Here is an 18821-nt window from a genome sequence, read left to right on the forward strand (position 1 = left end):
CCGGCGGCGGCGCGGCACGGGCTTTTTGTCGCAGGCAGTCTGGCGCTGCGGCCCTCAGATTGCTTCGATCCGGCGATGCGCAGCCTTTGGCTGCTGGCCCCGCAAGGCGCGGCGTTCTGGGCCGCGATCACCGCCAGCCCGGAATGGTCGGACGGCAGGCCCGACCCGATGGATCGCTGGTCGCGACGGGTCATCGACGGCCTCGCCGCCGATCTGGGCGGTGTCGCGGCCTATCCCTTTGGCCTGCCGCATCAGCCGTTTTATGCCTGGGCGCTGCGGTCGGGCCGCGCCTGGCCATCGCCCGTGCGGCTGATGGTGCACGACCGGATGGGCCTTTGGGCCAGCTTTCGCGGTGCCATCGCATTGCCCCTTGATGCCGCGCCCGGGACGCCACGCCCCGCCCCGTGCGCGACCTGCACGGGACAGCCCTGCCGCACCGCCTGCCCCGCCCAGGCGCTGACCGAGGCCGGTTACGATCTGGCCGCCTGCCACGCACATCTGGATCAACCTGCTGGCGCCGCATGTCTTTTGACAGGTTGCGCGGTCCGCACCTCTTGCCCCCTGGGTCATGGCTATGGCAGGCTGCCTGAACAATCCGCCTGGCACATGAGGCATTTTCATCCATGATTCCCGCAGGGCACCGCCGCCTGATCCTGACCCGCCACGCCAAATCGGCCTGGGACGACCCGACCATGGCCGATCACGACCGGCCGCTGAACGCGCGGGGCCGGGCTGCGGCGCGTGAACTGGGCGACTGGCTGGCTTCACGCGGGCACGACCCCGAGGAAGTGCTGTGCTCGACCGCGACCCGCACCCGCGAAACCTGGGATCTGGTGTCGCAGGCGGTGTTCGAGACCCGGCCTGACCTGCATCTGGATGGCGATCTGTATCACGCCAGCCCGGCGGCGATGCTGACCCGGCTGAAGGCCGCGACCGGCCATGTGGTGATGATGCTGGGCCACAATCCCGGCATTGCCGAGCTGGCCGCGATGCTGCCCGCGCGCCCGCCGCTGACCGCCGATTTCCGTCGCTACCCGACAGCGGCCACGCTGGTCGTCGATTTCCAGATCGACAGTTGGGCCGATCTGCGCCTGGGCGAAGGCAGCGTGATGGATTTCTTCCGTCCCAACCGGGATTGAGGGTGGCCGCGTCAGGGCGCGGCCAACCGGATCAATAGGAATATTCGCCGTAAATCCGCGACAAATCCCCGGCCCAAGGGCCGTGGTATTTCTCAAGCAGCTCATCGGCAGGCACCTGCCCCGATTGCACGCTGTCCTTCAGCGCGTTCAGGAAATGCACCTCATCGGGGATCAGACCGTTCGCGCCGGGGCGGGCGCGGGCAGCCAGCCCTGCCTCGGCAATGTCCAGCACGCGCGCCGCCAGATCATGCAGGCGAACGCCGCCATATTCGCCCGCCAGCCCGTCGCGGGCGGCGGCGCGGCGTAGCCCCTCGCGGGTGTCGTGATCCCAGTGCTTCACCAGATCCCAGGCCGCATCCAGCGCCGACCCGTCATAAAGCAGGCCCACCCAAAGCGCCGGCAGCGCGCACAGCCGTCGCCACGGCCCGCCATCGGCCCCGCGCATTTCCAGATATTTCTTCAGCCGCGCCTCGGGGAAGATGGTCGTCAGATGGTCCGCCCAATCCGACAGGGTGGGCTTTTCGCCCGGCAGCGCGGGCAGCTCTCCCTTCAGGAAGTCGCGGAAGGATTGCCCAAGCGCATTGATGTACTGCCCATCGCGGTAGACAAAATACATCGGCACATCAAGGGCATAATCCACATAACGCTGAAAGCCCATGCCGTCTTCAAAGACAAAGGGCAGCATCCCGGTGCGCGAGGCATCCAGGTTCTGCCAGATATGCGCGCGCCATGATTTCATGCCGTTCGGCTTGCCGTCCAGGAACGGCGAGTTGGCAAACAGCGCCGTCGCCACCGGCTGCAAAGCCAGGCTGACGCGCAGCTTTTTCACCATGTCGGCTTCGGATGCGAAATCCAGATTCACCTGCACCGTGCAGGTGCGATACATCATCTGGGTGCCCAGCGTGCCGACCGTCTGCATATAGGGGGTCATCAGCCGATAACGGCCCTTGGGCATCATCGGCATCTGATCCTGCCGCCAGATGGGCGCAGCCCCCAACCCGATATAGGCCTGCCCCAGGTCATCGGCGACGGCCTTGACCTCGGCCAGGTGGTCATGAACCTCATCGCAGGTCTGGTGGATCGTCTCCAGCGGTGCGCCGGACAGTTCCAGCTGGCCGCCCGGCTCGAGGCTGACATTCGCGCCGTTGCGTTGCAGGCCGATCAGATGGCCGCCTTCGCGCACCTCGGTCCAGCCGAAGCGATCACGCAGCCCCTCAAGCATCGCGTTGATGCCGCGCGGGCCGTCATAGGGGATCGGCAGCAGGCTGTCGGTCAGATAGCCGAACTTTTCGTGCTCGGTGCCGATGCGCCAATCCGCCTTCGGCTTGCAGCCGCTTTCCAGATGCGCCGCCAGTTGCGACAGGTCTTCGATCGGGCCGCCGCCCTGCTGTGGAATGGACATGGTGGCCTCGCGTTACAATGTCACCCAGTTGGCGGTGGTGCGGGATTTAGTCAAGGCCGCCCGGCGCGGCCCTGCGACAAAAGTCGGATCAGCGCCGCTGCCAAAGTGGCCGCAGACCGGGTGCGCGCGGCGCGTTCAGCGCCGCCAGAACCGCGCCCATGTCGATGCCGGGCAGGCTGGCGAAGGCGTCGAACAGGCTGTCGGCGCCCTGCGCGTCGACGGGGATCAGCAGCATCTGGCCATCGGCCTGCTTCAACTGCCACAACCGACCGGCGGCGACGGTGATCAGCCGGATCTGCACCAGATCGCGCAGCGCGATGGTGCCGCCCAGCACCGCGCCGCGCGGTGCCAGATAGCGGATCGCGCCCTCATCGACCTCGACCAGGCCGGGGGTCGCGGGCGCCTGGGCAAAGCGGGCGCGCCGCCAGGCCATCCAGGCCCATTGCGCGGCCAGAAACAGCAGGATGGCGCCCAGCACGGCCAGCACCCAACCGCCGCGCAACGCGACCCACAGGCCAAAGGCCATGGCCGCCACCGCGCACAGCGTCTCGATCCAGCGATGGGCGGCTTCGCGCAATTCGGGGCGGATCAGGCTCATCTCGGGTGGTCCTCGGGCGGGGGATCGACGGTCTGATCGGCGCGGAAAAACGCCAGCCCCATCGCGCTGGCTGGGCGAAAGCCAAGCGCGCGATAGGCGCGCGCGGCGGGTTCCGAGGCCGCGAACAGCACCGCCTGGGTCACGCCCTGGTCCCGCGCCTCGGCCAGATGCAGCGCGACGGCGGCGCGCGCCAGCCCGCGACGGCGGCACTCGGGCGGGGTGAACACGCCGCCGACCTGCACCGTGTCGCCATGGCGCGCGGTCAAGCCGGTCATCGCCACCGCCCGCGCGCCCTGCATCAGGATGCGAAACTGGCGGCTGGCCAGAAAGCCGTCGACATCGCCCGCCGCCTGATCGGTGGCGGCGCGCAGAGGCAGGCCGCGCACCTCGACCAGATAGGCGGCGCGCCAGCCGCGCATCAGCGGGCGGTCATTCACATGCGTGCGCCGCAGCTCCAGCCCGGCGGTGTCAGGCATTTTCAGCGCCGCAAGCGGCAGCGCAAAGCCCGGCTGGCGGCGATAGCTGTGCAGCACGGCGTGATCCAGCCCAAGCGCCTTGATCATGCCGCGCAACTGCGCATCCGGGCCGATCACGGCGCGGATCACGCTGCCCGCAAGCGCCAGCCGCAGGCCAAGGCCATCGCCCGGGCGCAGACGGGGGCATTGCGGCAGCAGCGTGCCGTTGTTGGTCAGCGCGACCAGCCCGGTCTCATCCGGGTTCAGCCAGACGTGCAAGGCGCGCGGCGCAAGGCCGTCCAGCCCGTGTTCGCGCAGGTTGTCCAGCGCCAGCATCGATGTGGCGCGGTCGGCCAGCAGGATGCGTTCGACCAACGCCTTGTCGGCGTTACGCGCACGCCGCCACGGCACTACGGGCGGGCGCGGCGCGGGCTTCATCCCCAATCCCCAAGCGCCGCCTGCCACAAGGCCAGGGCTGCGACGGCGGCCGTGTCGGCGCGCAGGATGCGCGGCCCAAGGCTGACGGGCGTCACCCAGGGCATCGCACCGATGCGGCCGCGTTCGGCCGGGGAAAAGCCGCCCTCGGGTCCGATCAGGATCGCCCAAGGGCCACGCGCCTGCCCCGCCAGCGTGCTGGCCGGCCCGACACGCGATTCGTCGGCCCACAGGATGCGGCGCCCGGTGTCCCAGCGGTCCAGCAGGCGCGGCAGCGGCACCAGCTCGGCGACCTCTGGCACAAAGGTGCCGCCGCATTGCTCGGCGGCCTCAACCGCATGGGCTTGCAGCCGGTCCTGGCGGATGCGTTCGGCATTGGTGAAATCGGTCTGCACCGGCACAATCCGCGCCGCGCCCATTTCTGCCGCCTTTTCAACGATAAAGTCGGTGCGCGCCTTTTTGATCGGGGCAAAGATCAGCCACAGATCGGGCGGGTTCTGCTGCGGCGCGGTCTGCGCCTGCACGCTCAGGACGCCGGCGCGCTTGCCCACCTGATCGACGCGCGCCGACCATTCTCCATCGCGGCTGTTGAACACCCGCACCTCGGCCCCTGGCCCTTGGCGCATGACCGAAAACAGATAATGCGCCTGATCGCCGGTCAGGGGCAGTGCTTGCCCCTGGGCCAGCGGGTGATCTACAGAAAGCCTGATACGTGCCATGAACCGAAAGTTAACCCCATGACGCCGCCGATGCCAGAGCCGGGCGTGGTGATCGACGCCCCCGCCGGAAATTGGGTCGACCGTTTCGCGCCCGCCGTGACGCGGCCCTGGCTGCGGCTGTCGCGCGCCGACCGGCCGATCGGGACGTGGCTGTTGCTGCTGCCGTGCTGGTGGGGGATAGCCCTTGCGGCGATCAGCCGTGGCGGGTTTCAGCCCGGCGATGCTTGGGTCGCACTGGCCTGCATCATCGGCTCGGCAGTGATGCGCGGCGCGGGCTGCACCTGGAACGACATCACCGACCGCGATTTCGACGCCGCCGTGGCGCGCACCCGGTCCCGGCCGATCCCCTCGGGCCAGGTCAGCCCGCGCGGCGCAGCGATCTGGCTGGTGCTGCAACTGGCCATCGGCGCGGCGATCCTGTTGACCTTCCCCGCCGCCGCCATCGCGCTTGGTATCGCGGCGCTGATCCCGGTCGCGGTCTATCCCTTTGCCAAACGCTTCACCTGGTGGCCGCAGGCCTTTCTGGGCATCGCCTTCAACTGGGGCGCGCTGCTGGCCTTTACCGCCAGTCGCGGCCGGTTGGAGGCCCCCGCCATCGCGCTTTATGCGGCGGGCATCGCCTGGACGCTGTTTTATGACACGATCTATGCCCACCAGGATAAAGAGGATGACGCCCTGATCGGCGTGAAATCCACCGCGCGCCTGTTTGGCGCGGCGACCGGGCGGTGGCTGTGGGGCTTTGCCCTGACCGCGACGCTGCTGCTGTCGCTGGCGGTGCTGATCGCTCTGCCGCAGGCGGCCAGCCCCGGCGCACGGCTGCTGGCGCTTGCCGCCCCGGTCGCCCTGACGGCGCATCTGGTCTGGCAGATCCGGCGGCTGAACATCGACGATCCGGGCGTCTGCCTGCGACTGTTTCGCACCAATCGTGACGCGGGGCTGATCGTTGCGCTGTTTCTTGCCGCCGCCGCCCTGGCTTGATTGAACCCCGCCCCGCCCAGGGCTAATCAGGCAAGACCCATCACAGGAGGCCGCGACATGGGCAGCACCCCCGCGACACCCAAAGCCAGCCGCGCCGCCCCGCGCAGCCTGCTGCTGGCGCGCGCCGCGACCTTGGCACTGGCCGCCGGCCTGTCCTGGGGTGGGGCGATGCTGGCCGCGCATCAGGTCGAGGCGCGATCGCAGGACGCGGTGGCCGATGCGTTGCGGCTGGCGGGCTACGACTGGGCAAGTGTCGGGACCGATGGTTTGCAGGTCCAGCTCTCGGGGACCGCCCCATCCGAGGCGCAGCGCGTCAAGGCGCTGACCGTGGCGGGGGGCGTGGTCGATGCCGGGCGTCTGGTCGATCAGATGGAGGTCGCCCAAAGCGCGCAGATCGAGGCCCCGGTCTTTTCCATCGAGGTGCTGCGAAACGACGGCGGGATCCAGTTGATCGGCCTGATCCCGGCCAGCACCGACCGCGCCGCCCTTGTCGAGCAGGCCCGCGCGGCAGCGGGCGGGCGGGCCGTGACCGATCTTCTGGAGAGCGCCGATTACCCCGCGCCCGACCATTGGGATCGCGCGGTGGGTTTTGCCATGACCTCGCTTCAGGCGATGCCGCGCGCCAAGGTGACGATCCGCGCCGACCAGGTGGCGATCACCGCCATCACCGACAGTGCCAGCGAAAAGGCCCAGCTTGAAACCGATCTTGCACGGCGCAAGCCCGATGCGATCAGCCTGGTCACCGACATTTCCGCGCCGCGACCCGTCATCGCGCCCTTTACGATGCGGTTCCTGATTGACGAGCAAGGCCCGCATTTCGATGCCTGCGCCGCCGATACCGAGGCCGCCCGCGACCGTATCCTGCAAGCCGCGGCCGAGGCCGGGGTCAAGGGCACCCCCGGATGCACCGTTGGTCTGGGCGCGCCCAGTGCCGAATGGGGTCAGGCCGTCACCCTCGCCATCGCCGCCCTGTCCAAGCTGGGCAGCGGTTCGGTGACGTTTTCGGATGGCGATGTCGCGTTGATCGCCGCCGAGACGGTCGCTGCGGCCGATTTCGACGCGGCCGTGGGCCAGCTTGAATCGAACCTGCCGCGCGGCTTTTCGCTGACGGCCGAGCGGTTGAAACCGGCCGAAGGCGCCGATCAGGCCCCGCGCCTGTTCAGCGCCCGGCTGACCCCGGAGGGCGGGATCGCCCTGTCCGGTCAGGTGGTCGATGACCGCCAGCGTGACGCGATCGAGGCCTATGCCCGCGCCCGGTTCGGCAGCGAAAAGGTGGATCTGGCGCTGAAATCCGATGCCGATCTGCCGCAGGGTTGGGCGATCCGGGTCATCGCCGCGCTTGAGGCGCTTGGAACGCTGAGCGATGGCCAGGTCGAGGTGACGCCTGATTTGCTGCGCGTCACGGGGGAATCGGGCGACGCCAAGGCCAGCGACACCGTCGCCGGGCTGCTGTCGGACCGGCTGGCGCCCGGTGCCCCCTATGAATTGCGCATCGCCTATGACCGGCGGCTGGATCCCACGCTGGGGTTGCCCTCGGGCGATGAATGCGTGGATGATCTGAACAACATCCTTGGCCGGTCCGAGTTCAGTTTCGCCCCGAACAAGACCGCGCTGGATGGCGACCCGGCGCCGACCATTGCCGCAATCGGGCAGCGCATGGCCGATTGCGCCGACTTCCGTATGGAGATCGGCGGCCATACCGATTCGCAAGGCAGCGAGGGCTTTAACCAGACCCTGTCCGAGGGTCGCGCCAAGTCGGTTCTGACAGCCCTGGCCGAGGCCAATATCCCGACCGCCCATCTGACCGCGCGCGGCTATGGCGAAAGCCAGCCGATTGCCAGCAACGACACCGAGGAGGGCCGCGATACCAACCGCCGGATCGAGTTCCGCCTGCTGGACGACGCCCCCATCGACCGTGGAACCGAGGCCGCCGCCCCGGTCGAGGTGGTGACCGGCACGACGGCGGAGGCGCCCGCAGAGACGCCCGCAGACCGGCCCGCAGAGGATGCCGCCCAGGGTGGCGCAGGTGACACCGCCGAAGGTGCGGCAGACGGGGCAGACATTGCAGCGCCCACCCCGTCCGGCAGCACCAACGCCCAATCGGCGGCGCCCGCGGATCAGTCGGAGGGTCCGGCAGCGGAAGGTGGCATGGACGGCGGCACGGCTGGTGGCACGGCGGCTGGCACGGCTGATGGCACCGACGACCTGCCGCAGGATGACAGCGCCACGACCGATCAACCCGCCGCCGCAACCACCGTCCCGCCCGCCGTGGCGAATGGCACGCCGCAGCCGCTGGCGCCTGCGCAGGGCAGCGATGGCGCGATCACGCCGCCGCCCGCGATCCAGGCCGCGCCCGGCAGCACGCCTGCAAGCGATGCCGACAGCTTCACCGCCGACGGCGTGACTGTTCCAATCCTGCCGGTCACCGACGACACGCGGCGGCCCGCGCCCCGCCCGGATCGCTGACATGCCCGCTTTATCCTGTTCCCGCCTGCATCGGACCCATCCATGAATCGCGACCAATTCATCATCGCTACGGCCATCATCCTGTTCGTGGCCTTCCTGCTGGGCTGGTTCGCTTCCTGGCTGCTGCACAGGCTGTCGCGCGTTACCCGCGCCGACATGGGCGAGTTGGAGCGCATGGCCCAATCCCTGCATGAGGCCGAGGAAACCCGCGATGAGGCGCTGAGCTTTTTTGAAGAGCGTGAACAGGAACTGACCCATCGGCTGAGCCAGTCCGAGGCCGAAATGCGCGCCGCGATGGAGACATTGCGCGACCTGCGCGCCGAGAATGACGATCTGCGCAGCTATATCGACAGGCATATCCGCAAGGCATGAGCCACCCCGCCGCGCCAAGCCGCGCGACCGCCCCAAGGCGGTCGTCATCCTGTCATGCTGATCATCGTGACCCACTGCCATCCGCCCTTGTCAGCGATTCGCGGCCAGTATCGGCGCAAATCCCTGACAAAGGCTGAACGGCGTCAGGGTCGGGGTGTCATTCCAGCCCCAGCGACATCACCGTGGCAAAGGCCAGATCGCCAAAGCCGTTGAAGCGCGTGTTGGTGGCGTTGGAATAGGCCCCGGCACCGTGGAACAGGATATAATCACCCTCGGCCAGATCGCCCGGCAGCGCCAGTTCGCCGGGCAGGCGGTCAACGCTGTCGCAAGTCGGGCCAAAGACGATGCGCGGCACGATTTCGGCATCGCGCGGGGTGCCCTCGGGCGACAGCACCTGGATCCGGTCGATATTGCCGATCATCGGCAATTCCATCAGCCCGCCATAGACGCCATCGTTCAGGAACACATGGTTGTCGTCGCGCAGGGCCTTGACGCGGGTGACCAAGGCGAAGCTGTCGGCGACCAGACCGCGGCCCGGCTCGCAGACCAGTTGCGGGCCGTTGTCGCCAAAGACCTCGGCGGCGACGCTGCCGATCAGGTCGAAGATCGCCTCAAGCTCGGGGGTGATGGCGTTGACTCGGTGCGAGGGGAACCCGCCGCCCACGTTCAGCCGGGCGATGCGCACATCGGCCATCTGGGCAATCTCAGCAGCAGTGCGGATATAGGCCTCCCATGCTGCGGGATCGGTGCATTGGGTGCCCGGATGGAAGGTCAGCGAGGGGATGAAGCCCGCCTTCGCCACCCGCGACAGCAGTTCCGCCGCGCGGTCCGGCGTGGCGCCGAACTTTGCGCCGAAATCATAGGCCGCCCCCGTCACCGGCAGCTTGAAGCGCGGCGAGATTTCGCAGCCTTCGGCCGGCACCTGCGCGAGCAGCTTGTCCAGTTCGGAATGCGAATCGACTGACCAGGCCTTGATGCCTGCAGCGACGGCATGGGCGATTTCAAAACCCGCACGCACCGGGTTGTGATAATGGCGTGCGGCACCCGGCGCCAGGCGGCCGATCAGGTCGATCTCGGCGGGGCTGGCGACGTCGAAACCCTTGATCCCGGCGGCGATCAGGTTCTGGATCACCATCTCATCAGGGTTCGACTTGACGGCATAGGTGACCAGCCCCGGAAAGCCCGCGATGAACCGCCGTGCGGTCGCTTGCAGCACGGTCGGCGCGAACACCATCACCGGATTTTCCGGCTGGCGGGTGCGAATGATTTCGGCGGGCGACGCCCAGATCGTTTTCGAAAGTCCCATGGCAAATCTCCCTGCCCATGATGCAGCCACCTCTTGCCCCGGCTTGACGGGTCGGGAGACGCTTGCGCGTGTCAACCAACCAGGCCAGGTGCAAGCCCCCTGGGGCCGCCCTTTTCCTGAAAACGAAGTCTGCGCGATATGGGGCACATTTTCACCGGACAAAAGAGTTGAATCGCATCACGTCGGCGTTAATCTGCCGCGATGGTCGGTCAAATTGCAGGGTCACGGTGATGGATGAATTGGATCGCAGCATTCTGGGCCTGCTGGGGAACGACGCGCGGATGTCGGTCGCGGTGCTGGCGCGGCGGCTGAAGGTGGCGCGGTCGACCGTGCAGGCGCGGCTTGAGCGGCTTGAAACCTCGGGGGTGATCGCGGGGTATACGCTGCGGCTGGGCGAACTGGCGCGCCAGGCCCGGATCCGCGCCACCGTGCTTCTGACGATCGAGCCGCGCGCCCAGGTGCCGATCCTGACACGGCTGAAAACCATCCCCGAGATCGAGCGCATCCACACCACCAGCGGCCGGGTCGATCTGCTGCTGCAACTGGCCGCAGCGTCGACCGCGCAGATTGATACGGTGCTGGATCAGATCGGCGACATGCCGGGGGTGAAATCGTCGGAAAGCCTGATCCATCTGTCGACCAAGCTGGACCGTGCCGTCTGACGGCAGGGCGAACGGATCGACAAAACGCTGGGCGGCAGCGTGGAACCCGTTATCATGCCCCCGATGAAATGGCCCCGATCGCGCAAGCTGCGATCGCCGACTTGGGCTTGATGGCCTTTGACGGATGATGCGGGTCGAGCTCACTGGTATCTGCAACAGCACCAAGGACTGATCCATGACCCTCCACGGTTTTCCAAGCTGGTTCGAATTGAACACCAGCGATCTGGACGCCGCCGCGACCTTTTATGCTGCGGTGTTCGGTTGGGCTGTCGCCGACAGCCAGATGATTGATTTCGACTATCGCATCGCCCAGGCCACCGATGGCGTGGGGGCGGGCGGGCTGATGTCGGCGCTGCCGCCGGGTGTGCCGCCGCACTGGCTGATCTATTTCGGCGCCCAAGATGCCGATGCCGCCGTCGCTGCGACCGAGGCCGCGGGCGGCAAGGTTTGGAAAGCCCCCGAGACGGCGCCCGGCGTCGGCCGCTTTGCCGTGCTGGCCGACCCGCAGGGCGCCGCGTTCGGCGTGCTGCAACCCGATCCGGCCACCGCCGGACAGGGTGGCGCGGCCTTCAACCAGCGGGCGCAGGGTCATGGCAATTGGCTTGAATTGATGTCCACTGACCCGGTCGCTGGCTTCGCCTTTTATGCCGCTCTGTTCGGTTGGACCAAGGGCGACGCGATGGACATGGGCGAGATGGGCACATACCAGCTGTTCAAACATGACGGCGCCGATATCGGCGGCATGATGGGGCTGGGCGACGCGCCGGTTCCCAATTGGCTGCCCTATTTCGGCTCAAACGGCGTGAACGCGACGATCGAGGCCATCAAGGCCGCGGGCGGGCGCGTCCATGTCGGCCCGGTGGAGGTGCCCGGCCCCGCCCATGTCGCCATCGCCCAAGACCCGCAGGGCGCCTGGTTCGCCATCGTCGGACCGCTCGAGCCTGCCTGATCGGGGGCGACGGGCTTTCCCTTGGACGGCTTGCGCGCTAGGAAGCGGGCAAGCCTGAAAGGATCGAACCGATGAGCATGGACAAGACCTTTGACGCCGCCGAGGCCGAGGCGCGGATCGCGCGCGCATGGGAAACGACCGGGGCGTTCCGCGCCGGGGCGAATGCCAGCCGCGACGACACGTTCAGCGTCGTCATCCCCCCGCCCAACGTCACCGGCAGCCTGCATATCGGCCATGCGCTGAACAACACGCTTCAGGACATTCTGGTTCGCTGGCACCGGATGCGCGGATTTGATGTGCTGTGGCAGCCGGGCCAGGATCATGCGGGCATCGCCACGCAGATGGTGGTGGAACGCCAGATGGCCGCCAAGGGCGAACCGCCCCGGCGCGAGATCGGGCGCGAGGCTTTCCTGCAAAAGGTCTGGCAGTGGAAGGCGGAATCCGGCGACACGATCATTCACCAGCTCAAGCGGCTGGGGGCGTCCTGCGATTGGTCGCGCAACGCATTCACCATGTCGGGCGCGCCCGGTGCCCCCGCGGGCGAGGATGGCAATTTCCATGACGCGGTGATCCGGGTCTTTGTCGACATGTATGACAAGGGCCTGATCTATCGCGGCAAGCGGCTGGTGAACTGGGATCCGCATTTCGAGACCGCGATTTCCGACCTTGAGGTGGAAAGCCGCGAGGTCGCGGGCCACATGTGGCACTTCAAATATCCGCTGGCGGGCGGGGCGAGCTATGAATATGTCGAACGCGATGCCGACGGCAACGTGACCCTGCGCGAGACGCGCGACTATATCAGCATTGCGACAACGCGCCCCGAAACCATGCTGGGCGACGGCGCGGTGGCGGTGCATCCGGGTGATGCGCGCTATGCGCCGATCGTCGGGATGCTGTGCGAAATCCCGGTCGGACCCAAGGAACACCGCCGCCTGATCCCGATCATCACCGACGAATACCCCGATCCGACCTTCGGCTCGGGTGCGGTCAAGATCACCGGGGCGCATGATTTCAACGATTACGGCGTGGCCACCCGCAATGGCATCCCGCTTTATGCGCTGATGGATACCAAGGGCGCGATGCGGGCGGATGGCCTGTCCTATGCCGAAAGTGCCGCGATCGCCAGCCGTGCGGCCAAGGGCGAGGATGTGGGCGATGTCAGCGCCGTCAACCTGGTGCCCGACCACCTGCGCGGCCTTGACCGGCTGGAGGCGCGCAAGGCGGTGATCGAGCAGATCAACGCCGAAGGCCTGGCCGTGACCGATGCCGAGGGCAACCCGCTGGTCGAGGCCAAGAAGATCATGCAGCCCTTTGGCGACCGCTCGGGCGTGGTGATCGAGCCGATGCTGACCGATCAATGGTTCGTCGACACCGCCAGGATCGTGCAGCCCGCGATTGACGCGGTGCGCGAGGGGCGGACGCGCATCCTGCCCGAGCAGCATGAAAAGGTTTATTTCCACTGGCTTGAGAATATCGAGCCGTGGACGATCTCGCGCCAGTTGTGGTGGGGGCACCAGATCCCGGTGTGGTATGGGCTTGATCTGGAACCGCGCGGCTTTGTGGATGACGAAGGCGATGATGCGCTGGATGAGGTCGAGCTTTTCCGTCTGCTGGCGGACAATGCCCCCTCTGCCGATGCCTTCCATCATGCAGCCGCCGATCTGGGGGCGGTGACCGACAAGTTCCGCGATCATCTGGCCGGCCTGCCGCATCCGCTGAACATCGCCCGCGTGGTCGAGGTTGGCAGCCGCGCCGAGGCCCAGCACACGTTCGCCACCGCCTTGGCCGATTACAACCTGTCGCAGGATCCGACGCGGCTGGTCTATCCGATCTGGCGCGACCCCGATGTGCTGGACACCTGGTTCAGCAGCGGCCTGTGGCCCATCGGCACGATGGGCTGGCCCGACGCTACGCCGGAAATGCAGAAGTATTTTCCGACCGACGTTCTGGTCACCGGCTTTGACATCATCTTCTTCTGGGTCGCCCGGATGATGATGATGCAACTGGCGGTGACCGGTCAGGCGCCGTTCCACACCGTCTATGTGCATGGGCTGGTGCGCGACGAAAAGGGCGCCAAGATGTCCAAGTCGAAAGGCAATGTCATCGACCCGCTGACGCTGATCGACGATTTCGGCGCGGATGCCTTGCGCTTTACCCTGACCAGCATGGCCGCCATGGGCCGCGACCCGAAACTGGGGCCGAAACATGTCGAGGCGAACCGCAACTTCGGCACGAAGATCTGGAACGCCACCCGCTTTGCCGAAATGAACGGCGTCTTTGCCGGCGCCCCGGTCACGGGCGTGCCCGAGGCCACCCATACCGTGAACCGCTGGATCATCGGCGAGGTCGCCCGCGCCCGTCTGGCGCTGGATGAGGCTCTGGCCAGCTATCGCTTCAACGATGCGGCGGCGGGGCTTTACGGCTTTGTCTGGGGCAAGGTCTGCGATTGGTATGTCGAGTTCGCCAAGCCTCTGTTCGATGGCGAGGCAGCCGATGAAACCCGCGCGACGATGCGGTGGGTGCTGGATCAGTGCTTCACCCTGCTGCACCCGATCATGCCCTTCATCACCGAAGAGCTGTGGGCGCTGACCGGCAACCGCGCCAGGATGCTGGTGCATGGCGACTGGCCGACCTACGGCGCCGATCTGATCGACCCTGTGGCGGATGCCGAAATGAACTGGGTCATCAACCTGATCGAGACGATCCGCAGCGCCCGCGCCCAGATGGGCGTGCCGGTGGGGCTGAAACTGCCGATGGTGCAGGTCACTGCCGACGACACCGCGCGCACCGCCTGGACCCGCAACCAGCCGATGATCCAGCGCCTTGCCCGGATCGACAGCCTGACCGAGGCCGCCGCCCCGAAAGGCGCCATCGCCATCGCCGTGCCGGGGGCTGATTACGCCATCCCGCTGGCCGGTGTGATCGACGCGGGCGCGGAAAAGGCACGGCTGGAAAAGGCATTGGCCAAGCTCGACAAGGACATGTCGGGCCTGCGCGCCCGGCTGGACAATCCGCGCTTCATCGCCAGTGCCGATCCCGAAGTTGTCGAGGAAGCGCGTGAGAACCTGGCCCGTGGCACGGATGAGGCCGCCCGCATCGCCGCCGCCATCGCGCGGCTGGCCGAACTCGCCTGACCGACGCCGCCCCCGGTTGCGGGTGCCGATGCGTATTTGAACAAGAAAGAAGGGGCAGCCGGTCGCGCGCTGCCCCTTTCGCTTGGGCTATGGCTTGGACGACAGATTGGCTGCGATCGCGGCCATCTGATCGGGCTGGCCGATCAGCGCCGCCTGTTCGCGCGATTCCGCCATCAGCATCTCGGCCCGCGGCAGATGGCGCGCCTGCCCCGCCAACCGCTTGGCGGCGCGGATCGCCGATGGGCTTTTCGCCGCGATCTCATGCGCCAATTCCAGTGCGGCGGACAGCGGATCATCGGCCAGTTCCGTCACCAGCCCAATGTCGCGCCCGGTCTGGGCATCCACTGGCCGCGCGGTATAGGTCAGCCGCCGCAGCCAGTCATCGCGCACCAGCCCCGGCAGCGTCACCATGCCGCCCATGTCGGGGATCAGGCCCCATTTCATTTCCATCACCGCCAGCCGCGTATCGGGCGCGGCGATGCGGATGTCAGCGCCAAGCGCCAGTTGCAGACCGGCCCCGAAACAGGGGCCATGCAGCGCCGCGATCACCGGCACCGGCAGGTCGCGCCAGGCCAGTGACCAGGCCTGAAAGGCATTGGCATCGCCGTGGCTGCGCGGATGGATCAGGGCAACGGGATCGCCCGCCGCCAGGGCGGCGAAACTGACCACATCCAGACCCGAGCAGAAGCCGCGCCCCGCGCCGTGGATCACCACCACCCGCAGATCGTCGCGCGCCGCCAGATCCTGCGCTGCCGCCAGCACCCCGTCGATCATCGCCTGATCGACCGCATTGATCTTGTCAGGCCGGTTCAGCGTGACCTGCGCCACTCCCTGATCGACCGTCACCTGAACCCGTGCCATGCCCTGCCCTTTCTTCTTGGCCGAAATATCCCCGGGGTCCGGAGGCAGCGCCCCCGGCCCGCTCAGGCATCAGCGCAAGGCCGGGCCTTGGGCACAAGCCCGACGTGGCGGCAGATCACAGGCCCAGGCACCAGCGCATGACCGCCTTTTGGGCGTGCAAGCGGTTCTCGGCCTCGTCGAAGATCACCGAATGCGGGCCGTCCATGACCGCGCTTGTCGCCTCGTCGTTGCGATGCGCGGGCAGGCAGTGCATGAACAGCGCGTCGGGCTTGGCGGCGGCCATCAGCGCCTCGTTCACCTGATAGGGGCGAAGCTGGTTGTGGCGGCGTTCCTTGGCCGATTCCGGGTCGTGCATCGACACCCAAGTATCCGTCACCACCAGATCGGCGCCATCGACCGCCTTGAACGGGTCGCGTTCGATGCTGACCTTGACCCCTTTGCCGCGCGCGAAGTCGATCCATTCATGTTCGGGGTCCAGCGGTTGCGGGCCGGTAAAGGTGAAGTCGAAGCCCAGTTGCCCCGCGGCATGAAGGAAGCTGCCGCAGACATTGTTGCCATCGCCCGACCAAACCACCTTGCGCCCGGCGATCGGGCCGCGATGTTCCTCATAGGTCATCACATCCGCCATGATCTGACAGGGATGGGTGCGGTTGGTCAGGCCGTTGATCACCGGCACGCTGGCATGTTCGGCCATTTCCTGAAGCGTCGCTTCCTCGAAGGTGCGGATCATGATCAGGTCGACATAGCGCGACAGCACGCGGGCGGTGTCGGCGATGGTCTCGCCATGGCCAAGCTGCATTTCCTTGCCCGACAGAACCATGGTCTGCCCGCCCAGCTGGCGCACCCCGACGTCGAAGCTGACACGGGTGCGGGTCGAGGGCTTTTCGAAGATCAAGGCCACCATGCGGCCCGCCAGCGGCTGTTCGTCATCGGGCGTGCCCTTGGGGCGGCCCTGGCGCGCGGATTTCATGGCGCGGGCGCTGTCCAGGATGGCGCGCAGTTCGGTGGCGGGTGTCGTGTGGATGTCAAGAAAATGGGTCATCGTCCGGTCTTTCTGGGGGTCGCCGGGGGCTGTCTGCCCCGGACCCCGAGGATGTTTGCACCAAGAGGAAATCAGCGGGTCAGTTGGCCGGCAGCGGCGTCAAGGCGTCGCAGCGCCTCGGCCAGGTCGGCATCGTCGATGTTCAGCGCCGGCAACAGGCGCAGGGTGTTGTCCGCCGCGCCGACCGTCAGGACGCCCTGATCATAGCCAGCCGCGACGACTTCGCCGGGTGCGACCTTGCATTTCAGCCCCAGCATAAGCCCCTGGCCGCGCACGGATTCAAAGACGTCGGGGTGGCTGGCGACAAGGCCCTCAAGCCCCTGGCGGAACAGCGCGCCCTTGCGGTTGACCTCGGCCAGGAAGGCGGGATCGGCCACGATCTGCATCACCCGCGCGCCGACCGCGCAGGCCAGCGGGTTGCCGCCATAGGTCGAGCCATGCGTGCCTGCCGTCATGCCGCTGGCGGCGCGGCGGGTGGCCAGCACGGCGCCCAGGGGGAAGCCGCCGCCGATGCCCTTGGCGACCATCATGATGTCGGGGGTGACGCCCGACCATTGATGTGCCCACAGCCGCCCGGTGCGGCCCATGCCGCATTGCACCTCATCCATGATCAGCAGCGCACCGGTGGCATCGCAGAGGTCGCGCAGCGCGCGAAGCTGGTCATCGGGCATCGGGCGGATGCCACCTTCGCCCTGGATCGGCTCGACCATCACGGCGGCCGTGTCGGGGGTGATGGCGGCGTGCAGGGCCTCGGGGTCGCCCCAGGGCACCTGCACGAAGCCAGGCATCAGCGGGCCAAAGCCCTTGGTCATCTTTTCAGACCCCGCCGCCGCAATGGCGCCGGTGGACCGGCCGTGGAAGGCCCCCTCGAAGGCGACGATGCGGCTGCGCGGCTGGTCGTGATCGGCCCAGTATTTGCGCGCCATCTTGATCGCCAGTTCCGCCGCCTCGGTGCCGGAATTGGTGAAGAACACCAGATCGGCAAAGCTGCTGTCGGTCAGCGCGTTGGCCAGCTTTTCCTGTTCCTCGATCCGGTAAAGGTTCGAGACATGCCACAGCCGCCCGGCCTGTTCGGTCAGCGCAGCCACCAGGTCGGGGTTCGCATGGCCAAGCGCATTGACCGCAATGCCCGCGCCCAGATCCAGAAAGCGTCGGCCCTGATCGTCGGTCAGCCAGCTTCCCTGCCCCGAAACGAAGGTCAGGGGGGCGCGGTTATAGGTGGGCAGGACGTGGGACATCTGCGGTCTCCGATACGGAAAGCCCATCGGTGCCAAAGGCCGGGCGTTGCGTCAATGAGGGATGCGTCCGTTAACGCCGGACATACGGGATCGCGCGCCGATTATCGGCGTCGGGTGTCGGCGGTCAGGGCGAACGATGCGATCATGCAGCCGCCATACGACGCGGCTGTGGTTCTGTAAAGGGCTTCGCGCGGCTCAGGGCTTCATCCGCCAGCCGCTGTCCAGCCACCGCCAGGCGATCAGGTTAACGATCAGCGCCGCCGCCGTGCAGACAGCAAGGCCAAGCCAGGGCGAGGCATCCGACACGCCGACAAAGCCGTAACGCGCCCCGTCGATCAGGTAGAAGACCGGGTTGGCATGGGTCAGCGTCTGAAAGGTGGGCGGCAGCGCCTGCACCGAATAGAAGGTGCCCGACAGGAACGACAGCGGCGTGATGATGAAATTGGTGATCGCCGCCATCTGGTCGAACTTGTTGGCATAGACCCCGGCGATCAGTCCCAGCCCGCCCATCAGCACTGATCCCAGGACCACGAAGCACAGCGCCCAGACCGGATGCGCGGGCGTCTGGCCCAGCAGGAACGACATGCCGATGCCGATCACCAGGGCGACGATCATCGCCCGCGCGCAGGCGCCCGCCAGATAGCCCGCCACCAGTTCGCCCGCCGACAGCGGCGGCATCAGCGTGTCGACGATATTGCCCTGGACCTTGGCGATCACCAGCGAGGATGAGGTATTGGCGAAGGCGTTCTGGATCACCGTCATCATCAGGATGCCGGGCGCCAGGAAGGCCAGGAAGGGCACGCCCATCACCTCGCCCCGACCCTGCCCCAGGGCCAGGGCAAAGACCGCCAGGAACAGCGCCGCCGTCATCAGCGGGGCCAGCACCGTCTGTTGCCAGACCGACAGAAAGCGACGGGTTTCGCGCCAGGCCAGCGTGCGCAGCCCCAGCCAGTTGACGGCACCGAAACGGCGACTGCCCATCGGGCGATTGGTCGCGGGGATCTGGCTGTTCATCGCTTGGTCCTTGCCTGTGACGCCCTTGACTTGTATCTCAACCCGTCCCCC

Annotated in this window: 17 protein-coding genes; 8 read left to right on the top strand and 9 right to left on the bottom strand. The window is 67.3% G+C overall.

From position 1 onward, the window contains the following. Positions 1-75: 75 nt before the first annotated feature. A complete protein-coding gene (locus tag ACEYYA_RS13300; protein WP_374801387.1) occupies positions 76-627 on the top strand; it encodes a ferredoxin in 552 nt (183 codons plus the stop codon). Beyond that, positions 624-1139: a SixA phosphatase family protein gene (locus tag ACEYYA_RS13305; protein WP_374801388.1), complete on the top strand. Its 516-nt coding sequence runs from the start codon at positions 624-626 to the stop codon at positions 1137-1139. The genes ACEYYA_RS13300 and ACEYYA_RS13305 overlap by 4 nt, the downstream gene beginning before the upstream one ends. 31 nt (positions 1140-1170) lie before the next feature. On the opposite strand, the gene ACEYYA_RS13310 is transcribed toward ACEYYA_RS13305, so the two are convergent. From ACEYYA_RS13310 to ACEYYA_RS13325, 4 genes are all read right to left on the bottom strand, one after another. After that, positions 1171-2541 carry a glutamate--cysteine ligase gene (locus tag ACEYYA_RS13310; RefSeq protein ID WP_374801389.1) on the bottom strand — a complete coding sequence of 457 codons (1371 nt, stop codon included), beginning with the start codon at positions 2539-2541 and terminating at the stop codon, positions 1171-1173. Between the two features lie 88 nt (positions 2542-2629). Further along, on the bottom strand, positions 2630-3139 hold the full coding sequence (locus ACEYYA_RS13315) for a hypothetical protein (RefSeq protein WP_374801390.1): 510 nt from the start codon (positions 3137-3139) through the stop codon (positions 2630-2632). Continuing rightward, positions 3136-4032 (bottom strand): GNAT family N-acetyltransferase, encoded by an 897-nt coding sequence (locus tag ACEYYA_RS13320; protein ID WP_374801391.1) that lies wholly within the window; start codon positions 4030-4032, stop codon positions 3136-3138. The genes ACEYYA_RS13315 and ACEYYA_RS13320 overlap by 4 nt, the downstream gene beginning before the upstream one ends. After that, positions 4029-4748 (bottom strand): 16S rRNA (uracil(1498)-N(3))-methyltransferase, encoded by a 720-nt coding sequence (locus ACEYYA_RS13325; RefSeq protein ID WP_374801393.1) that lies wholly within the window; start codon positions 4746-4748, stop codon positions 4029-4031. The genes ACEYYA_RS13320 and ACEYYA_RS13325 overlap by 4 nt, the downstream gene beginning before the upstream one ends. 18 nt (positions 4749-4766) lie before the next feature. On the opposite strand from ACEYYA_RS13325, the gene ubiA reads away from it, so the two are divergent. The 3 genes from ubiA to ACEYYA_RS13340 are packed head-to-tail and all read left to right on the top strand — an operon-like array spanning position 4767 to position 8564. Then, entirely contained in the window at positions 4767-5726 is a 960-nt protein-coding gene (gene ubiA / locus ACEYYA_RS13330; protein ID WP_374801395.1) for a 4-hydroxybenzoate octaprenyltransferase, read from the top strand. Positions 5727-5783: 57 nt separating this feature from the next. Beyond that, complete coding sequence (locus ACEYYA_RS13335) at positions 5784-8192, top strand: OmpA family protein (RefSeq protein WP_374801397.1); 2409 nt, start codon at positions 5784-5786, stop codon at positions 8190-8192. Between the two features lie 42 nt (positions 8193-8234). Continuing rightward, positions 8235-8564 (top strand): hypothetical protein, encoded by a 330-nt coding sequence (locus tag ACEYYA_RS13340; RefSeq protein ID WP_374801398.1) that lies wholly within the window; start codon positions 8235-8237, stop codon positions 8562-8564. Positions 8565-8721: 157 nt separating this feature from the next. On the opposite strand, the gene ACEYYA_RS13345 is transcribed toward ACEYYA_RS13340, so the two are convergent. After that, a complete protein-coding gene (locus ACEYYA_RS13345) occupies positions 8722-9870 on the bottom strand; it encodes a type III PLP-dependent enzyme (RefSeq protein ID WP_374801400.1) in 1149 nt (382 codons plus the stop codon). A 230-nt stretch (positions 9871-10100) separates the two neighbouring features. On the opposite strand from ACEYYA_RS13345, the gene ACEYYA_RS13350 reads away from it, so the two are divergent. From ACEYYA_RS13350 to ACEYYA_RS13360, 3 genes are all read left to right on the top strand, one after another. Next, entirely contained in the window at positions 10101-10532 is a 432-nt protein-coding gene (locus tag ACEYYA_RS13350; RefSeq protein ID WP_374801402.1) for an Lrp/AsnC family transcriptional regulator, read from the top strand. 175 nt (positions 10533-10707) lie between these two features. Next, entirely contained in the window at positions 10708-11481 is a 774-nt protein-coding gene (locus ACEYYA_RS13355) for a VOC family protein (RefSeq protein ID WP_374801403.1), read from the top strand. A gap of 71 nt (positions 11482-11552) precedes the next feature. Next, positions 11553-14615 (top strand): valine--tRNA ligase, encoded by a 3063-nt coding sequence (locus tag ACEYYA_RS13360; protein WP_374801404.1) that lies wholly within the window; start codon positions 11553-11555, stop codon positions 14613-14615. 87 nt (positions 14616-14702) lie between these two features. On the opposite strand, the gene ACEYYA_RS13365 is transcribed toward ACEYYA_RS13360, so the two are convergent. The 4 genes from ACEYYA_RS13365 to ACEYYA_RS13380 all read right to left on the bottom strand — a co-directional run bounded on the left by ACEYYA_RS13365 (position 14703) and on the right by ACEYYA_RS13380 (position 18770). Next, a complete protein-coding gene (locus tag ACEYYA_RS13365; RefSeq protein WP_374801406.1) occupies positions 14703-15476 on the bottom strand; it encodes a crotonase/enoyl-CoA hydratase family protein in 774 nt (257 codons plus the stop codon). 115 nt (positions 15477-15591) lie between these two features. After that, on the bottom strand, positions 15592-16518 hold the full coding sequence (argF, locus tag ACEYYA_RS13370) for an ornithine carbamoyltransferase (RefSeq protein ID WP_374801408.1): 927 nt from the start codon (positions 16516-16518) through the stop codon (positions 15592-15594). Between the two features lie 71 nt (positions 16519-16589). Further along, positions 16590-17756, bottom strand: a complete 1167-nt coding sequence (locus ACEYYA_RS13375) for an aspartate aminotransferase family protein (RefSeq protein ID WP_374801409.1) — start codon at positions 17754-17756, stop codon at positions 16590-16592. A gap of 195 nt (positions 17757-17951) precedes the next feature. Continuing rightward, positions 17952-18770 (bottom strand): ABC transporter permease, encoded by an 819-nt coding sequence (locus ACEYYA_RS13380; RefSeq protein WP_374801410.1) that lies wholly within the window; start codon positions 18768-18770, stop codon positions 17952-17954. Between the last annotated feature and the right edge of the window lie 51 nt (positions 18771-18821).

The organism is Paracoccus zhouxuedongae, assembly GCF_041927815.1.
In the GTDB taxonomy this organism is placed as follows: Bacteria; Pseudomonadota; Alphaproteobacteria; order Rhodobacterales; family Rhodobacteraceae; genus Paracoccus.

Excerpts from the sequence above, each read along its gene's own strand:
- ACEYYA_RS13300 (WP_374801387.1), top strand. The coding sequence starts at position 76 with ATGCGCAGCCTTTGGCTGCTGGCCCCGCAAGGCGCGGCGTTCTGGGCC.
- ACEYYA_RS13305 (WP_374801388.1), top strand. The coding sequence starts at position 624 with ATGATTCCCGCAGGGCACCGCCGCCTGATCCTGACCCGCCACGCCAAA.
- ACEYYA_RS13310 (WP_374801389.1), bottom strand. The coding sequence starts at position 2,541 with ATGTCCATTCCACAGCAGGGCGGCGGCCCGATCGAAGACCTGTCGCAA.
- ACEYYA_RS13315 (WP_374801390.1), bottom strand. The coding sequence starts at position 3,139 with ATGAGCCTGATCCGCCCCGAATTGCGCGAAGCCGCCCATCGCTGGATC.
- ACEYYA_RS13320 (WP_374801391.1), bottom strand. The coding sequence starts at position 4,032 with ATGAAGCCCGCGCCGCGCCCGCCCGTAGTGCCGTGGCGGCGTGCGCGT.
- ACEYYA_RS13325 (WP_374801393.1), bottom strand. The coding sequence starts at position 4,748 with ATGGCACGTATCAGGCTTTCTGTAGATCACCCGCTGGCCCAGGGGCAA.
- ubiA (WP_374801395.1), top strand. The coding sequence starts at position 4,767 with ATGACGCCGCCGATGCCAGAGCCGGGCGTGGTGATCGACGCCCCCGCC.
- ACEYYA_RS13335 (WP_374801397.1), top strand. The coding sequence starts at position 5,784 with ATGGGCAGCACCCCCGCGACACCCAAAGCCAGCCGCGCCGCCCCGCGC.
- ACEYYA_RS13340 (WP_374801398.1), top strand. The coding sequence starts at position 8,235 with ATGAATCGCGACCAATTCATCATCGCTACGGCCATCATCCTGTTCGTG.
- ACEYYA_RS13345 (WP_374801400.1), bottom strand. The coding sequence starts at position 9,870 with ATGGGACTTTCGAAAACGATCTGGGCGTCGCCCGCCGAAATCATTCGC.
- ACEYYA_RS13350 (WP_374801402.1), top strand. The coding sequence starts at position 10,101 with ATGGATGAATTGGATCGCAGCATTCTGGGCCTGCTGGGGAACGACGCG.
- ACEYYA_RS13355 (WP_374801403.1), top strand. The coding sequence starts at position 10,708 with ATGACCCTCCACGGTTTTCCAAGCTGGTTCGAATTGAACACCAGCGAT.
- ACEYYA_RS13360 (WP_374801404.1), top strand. The coding sequence starts at position 11,553 with ATGAGCATGGACAAGACCTTTGACGCCGCCGAGGCCGAGGCGCGGATC.
- ACEYYA_RS13365 (WP_374801406.1), bottom strand. The coding sequence starts at position 15,476 with ATGGCACGGGTTCAGGTGACGGTCGATCAGGGAGTGGCGCAGGTCACG.
- argF (WP_374801408.1), bottom strand. The coding sequence starts at position 16,518 with ATGACCCATTTTCTTGACATCCACACGACACCCGCCACCGAACTGCGC.
- ACEYYA_RS13375 (WP_374801409.1), bottom strand. The coding sequence starts at position 17,756 with ATGTCCCACGTCCTGCCCACCTATAACCGCGCCCCCCTGACCTTCGTT.
- ACEYYA_RS13380 (WP_374801410.1), bottom strand. The coding sequence starts at position 18,770 with ATGAACAGCCAGATCCCCGCGACCAATCGCCCGATGGGCAGTCGCCGT.